At 24.9% G+C, this 4,469-nt stretch carries 3 protein-coding genes; all 3 read left to right on the top strand.

Annotated elements, in window-relative coordinates; genetic code table 11:
- A partial coding sequence (locus ACTT9D_RS06780) for an ATP-binding protein (protein WP_440931024.1) occupies positions 1–1,589 on the top strand: 1,589 nt, incomplete at its 5' end.
- 14 nt (positions 1,590–1,603) lie between these two features.
- Positions 1,604–2,959 carry a sigma-54-dependent transcriptional regulator gene (locus ACTT9D_RS06775; protein ID WP_440931023.1) on the top strand — a complete coding sequence of 452 codons (1,356 nt, stop codon included), beginning with the start codon at positions 1,604–1,606 and terminating at the stop codon, positions 2,957–2,959.
- A 1-nt stretch (position 2,960) separates the two neighbouring features.
- A complete protein-coding gene (trkA, locus tag ACTT9D_RS06770; RefSeq protein WP_440931022.1) occupies positions 2,961–4,352 on the top strand; it encodes a Trk system potassium transporter TrkA in 1,392 nt (463 codons plus the stop codon).
- The last annotated feature ends 117 nt before the right edge of the window (positions 4,353–4,469 follow it).

Genomic DNA, 4,469 nt, shown 5'->3' with positions numbered 1-4,469 from the left:
AAAAAACTATTAAAAAAGATATAGATATTGGAGGATCAAATTCTAACAAAAGATATATAGCTTATTTTTCATTATTTACTCTGGCGCCATCAATATTAATTTCAATTTTTTCATTATTTTTATTTTCTTTTGCTTTAGAAAAATATTTTGACAAAAGAGTTACTACAGTTGTTAACAACTCTTATGAATTAGCTAAAAGTTATGTTCAAGAAGCAAGAAATAAAATTGAATCTGATATAATTTTGATCGCTTTTGATACCAATAAAAGTAAAAAATTTTTAAATAATAATGAGATTGAATTTACTAGATTTTTAAAAACTCAAAAAATCATAAGAGAAGTTGATGAGATACATTTTATAGATAAGGATAAAAATTTAATTTTTTCTACTTTAGATAATAAAAATGAATACTCTCCTCCTATGGATAAAGCTTTAAATCTTGTTTTAGAAGATGATAGACCATTAAAAATAATAAATGCATTTGAAAATACATCTGCAGCAATAATGAGATTGCAAAATTATGAAGATAAATTTATTTATGTTGTAAATTTTTTAGGTGAAGATATTTCGAGATATTTAACAGAGTCTCAAGAAGCAATAAATTTTTATTATACAGTTGAGGAAAAAAGTACAGGAATAAAAATTTCTTTTGCTATAATTTATATAATTGTAGTTACGTTATTGCTTTTTATTTCAATAACAATTGCAATACATTTTTCTTCAAGGTTTTTCAGATCTATCAATAATTTAATTTTAGCCTCAGCTTCTATCGGGGAAGGAAATTTAAACACCAAAGTACCAAGTATTAAAACAGATAAAGATTTGGAAATGTTAAATAAAAACTTTAACTCTATGATAGATAAACTTAAGAACCAACAAGAAAAATTAATTATAAATGAAAGACATGAAGCATGGGGAAATTTAGCCAGAAAATTAGCTCATGAAATCAAAAACCCCTTAACTCCAATTCAATTAACAATTGACAGAATTAAAACTAAATTTTCTGATCAAATTGACTCAAATGATAAAGAAGGATTTAAAGATAATTTAAAAATTATTAATAACCAAATAAAACAAATTGAAAAATTAGTTAATCAATTTTCTGATTTTGCAAGAATGCCAAAACCAATTTTAAGAGAAAATGATTTGGTAATTTTATTTAAAGATAACATTAAACTTTTACAAGAATTAGATGATACAATTGTAATTAATTTTCAATCAAACAAAAATAAAATATTATTTAATTGTGATAACGAACAATTGAGTAGAGTATTTTTTAATTTAATAAAAAATTCTATAGAGAGTATTCAGCAAAAAGCCGAAAATACTAGTAATTATAATAAAAAAATTTCTATTGATATAAATGATAATAATGGCCATATAGTAATTAACTTAGTTGATAACGGCATAGGATTTGGAATTTTTGCAGCAAATATTAAGGATATTTTAAATCCATACTTTACAACCAAAAAAAATGGTACAGGTTTGGGGTTATCAATTGTTAGCAAGATTGTTAATGACCACAATGGTAAAATTGAATTTATACCTATTGATGAGGGTGCAAAAGTAGAAATTATATTTTCTAAGTAGTAAATATTAAATTAATGAGCGCTGAAATTTTAATTGTTGATGATAATGCTGATATTAGAAATATATTAAGAGATCTAATATTAGACCATGGATACAAAACAAGAGTTGCAGCTAATTATGATCAAGCATTAAGTGAAATTGATAAAAAATTACCAGATGTTGCTATACTAGATGTAAAATTAGACAAAGGTGATAATGATGGAATTGAATTACTGTCACACATAAAAACTAAAAATAAAGATGTTCCTGTCATAGTGATCTCAGGACATGCAAATATTGAAATGGCTGTTAAATCATTAAAACATGGTGCTTTTGAATTTATAGAAAAACCATTTGATCAAGATAGATTACTTAATTTTGTTGATAGAGCTGTAGAAAATTATAATCTAAAAAAACAAAATCGTGAGTATGAAACTAAATTATTTTCTTCATATGACTTGGTAGGAAATAGTAAAAATTTAGTTGCTATAAAAGATCAAATTGAAAAAATTTCATTAACAGAAAGTAGAATATTTATTAATGGACCCTCAGGTTCTGGAAAAGAGTTAATTGCAAGAAAAATTCACAAACAATCTAAAAGAAATAAAAAACCATTTATTATTTTAAATGGAGCATTATTGGATAGCCAGAAATACGAACTTGAGTTATTTGGTGAAGAAAAAGAAAATGGAATTATTTCATATGGTGCTTTAGAAAAAGCTAACAAAGGGACATTGCTTATTGATCAAGTATCTGAAATACCTTTAGATATTCAATCAAAAATATTAAGAGTTTTAATTGATCAAAAGTTTAAAAGAATTAATGGAAATACTGATATTAATGTAGATGTAAGAATTATTTGTGCATCAAACAAAAATTTAAAAAATGAAATTGAAATAGGTAACTTTAGAGAAGATCTTTACCATAGATTAAATGTATTTGAAATTAATATAGAACCTTTAAGCCAAAGAGTTTCAGATATTCCACTATTAATTAAATATTTTTCACAAAAAATTGCTAACAATTATAATTTGAGAGAATTAGATATAGATGAAGATAATAATTATTTATTAAATCATTCTTGGCCCGGTAATGTTAGAGAGCTAAGAAATTTGATTGAAAGAATTGCGATTTTACAACCTGACACTAAAGATAAAGTGACAAATATAATCAAAGAGTCACTAAAATTGGATAATCTAAGTGATAAAATTACTGAAAATAGCCTATCTGTGCCATTAAAAGAAGCTAGAGAAAAATTTGAAAAAGAGTATTTATCTATCCAACTTAAAAAATTTAATGGAAACATATCTAAAACTGCAAATTTTGTTGGTATGGAAAGAAGTGCCTTACATAGAAAATTAAAAGGTTTAGGAATTAAAGAATTTAACTAAAATGAATATAATTATTTGTGGAGCTGGTAGAGTTGGCTACACCATTGCTAAATTACTTAGTGAACAAGGTCATTCTATAACAGTTATTGATCTCTCTAGTGAAGATATTCAAAAAATTAATGACACTTTAGATGTAAAAGTGATTGTTGGTAAAGCAACTTATCCATCAATTCTTGAAAAAGCTAACGCATCTGAAGCTGATATGATCATTGCTGTTACAAGAAATGATGAAATAAATATGTTGATTTGCCAAATAGCATTTTCAATATTTAATGTACCGAAAAAAATTGCAAGAATTAGATCTCAAGATTATTTAAATCCAAAGTTTACAAGAGTTTACAATAAAGAAAATTTACCTATAGATGTGATTATTTCACCTGAATTAGAAATTGCCAAATCTATTCAAAGAAAACTCGAAGCTCCTGGTGCCTTAGACAGTGTTCCATTTGCTGAAAATAAAATTAGATTATTAGAAATTCTAATTAAAAAAAATTGTCCATTAATTGGTGTTAAATTAAACGATATGACAAAAAAGTTTCCTAAATTAGAAGCTAATATTGTTGGTATTATTCGAAATGGTAAGTTTTTAATTCCAAAAAAAACTTCCACTATTAAAGACGAAGATAAAATTTACGTAATAATTAATTCAAATCAAATGTCAGAAACACTTGATGCTTTTGGTCATAATGAAAAGATTTCAAAAAAACTTTTAATAATTGGTGGTGGAAATATTGGTTACAATTTAGCAAAAAATTTAGAAGAAACATTTGATGCTGCTAGAATTAAGATCATTGAAAAAAGTAGAGAGAGATCAGAATATTTGGCTAATGAATTAAACGACTCAATTGTCATCAATGGTAATGGTTTAGATGAAGAAGTTTTAGCGGAAGCAAATTTAGAGGAAGCCGAAACAGTTTTAGCATTAACAAATGATGATGAAGATAATTTAATGGTAAGTGTTCTTGTTGAAAAGTTTGCAAAAGATAACGAAGGTATCGAAGATAAAAGAACAATGGCTCTTATTAATAAACCAAACTATTCATTATTACAGTCATCTTTAAAAATTGATGATTTTATTGATCCAAGAATGAATACGGTATCAAGTATTTTAAAACATGTTCATAAAGGTACAATTGAGACAGCATACACTATCCTTAATGGAGAATATGAAGTAATTGAAGCTGACATAATTGAAACATCTGAATTAATAAATAAATCTTTAAAAGATTCAGGTTTACCAGAGGAAATTAGAATTGGAGCAATATTAAGAGATGGTAAAATTATTATTCCGCGATCAGATTTTGTTTTTCAAAAAGATGATACAGTTGTTTTTTTAGCAAAAAAAGAAACAATCTCATTAGTAGAAAATTTATTTAGAATTAGTTCAATTTAATAAATGTTAAAATTAAGACTTAAGTATTTAAGCGTATTTTTCGCTTTAGTTTCAATATTGTCTTTTTTAAATGTTCTTTATTCATACTATTTTAATTTATATTTAAATTTAGATACA

Source organism: Candidatus Pelagibacter sp., assembly GCF_052049815.1.
GTDB lineage: Bacteria > Pseudomonadota > Alphaproteobacteria > Pelagibacterales > Pelagibacteraceae > Pelagibacter.
The sequence above is the reverse complement of the archived record's forward strand: the minus strand, read 5'-3'. Positions and strand labels throughout refer to the sequence as shown.

Coding starts and splice junctions, on each gene's coding strand:
- ACTT9D_RS06775 (WP_440931023.1), top strand. CDS start 1,604: ATGAGCGCTGAAATTTTAATTGTTGATGATAATGCTGATATTAGAAAT.
- trkA (WP_440931022.1), top strand. CDS start 2,961: ATGAATATAATTATTTGTGGAGCTGGTAGAGTTGGCTACACCATTGCT.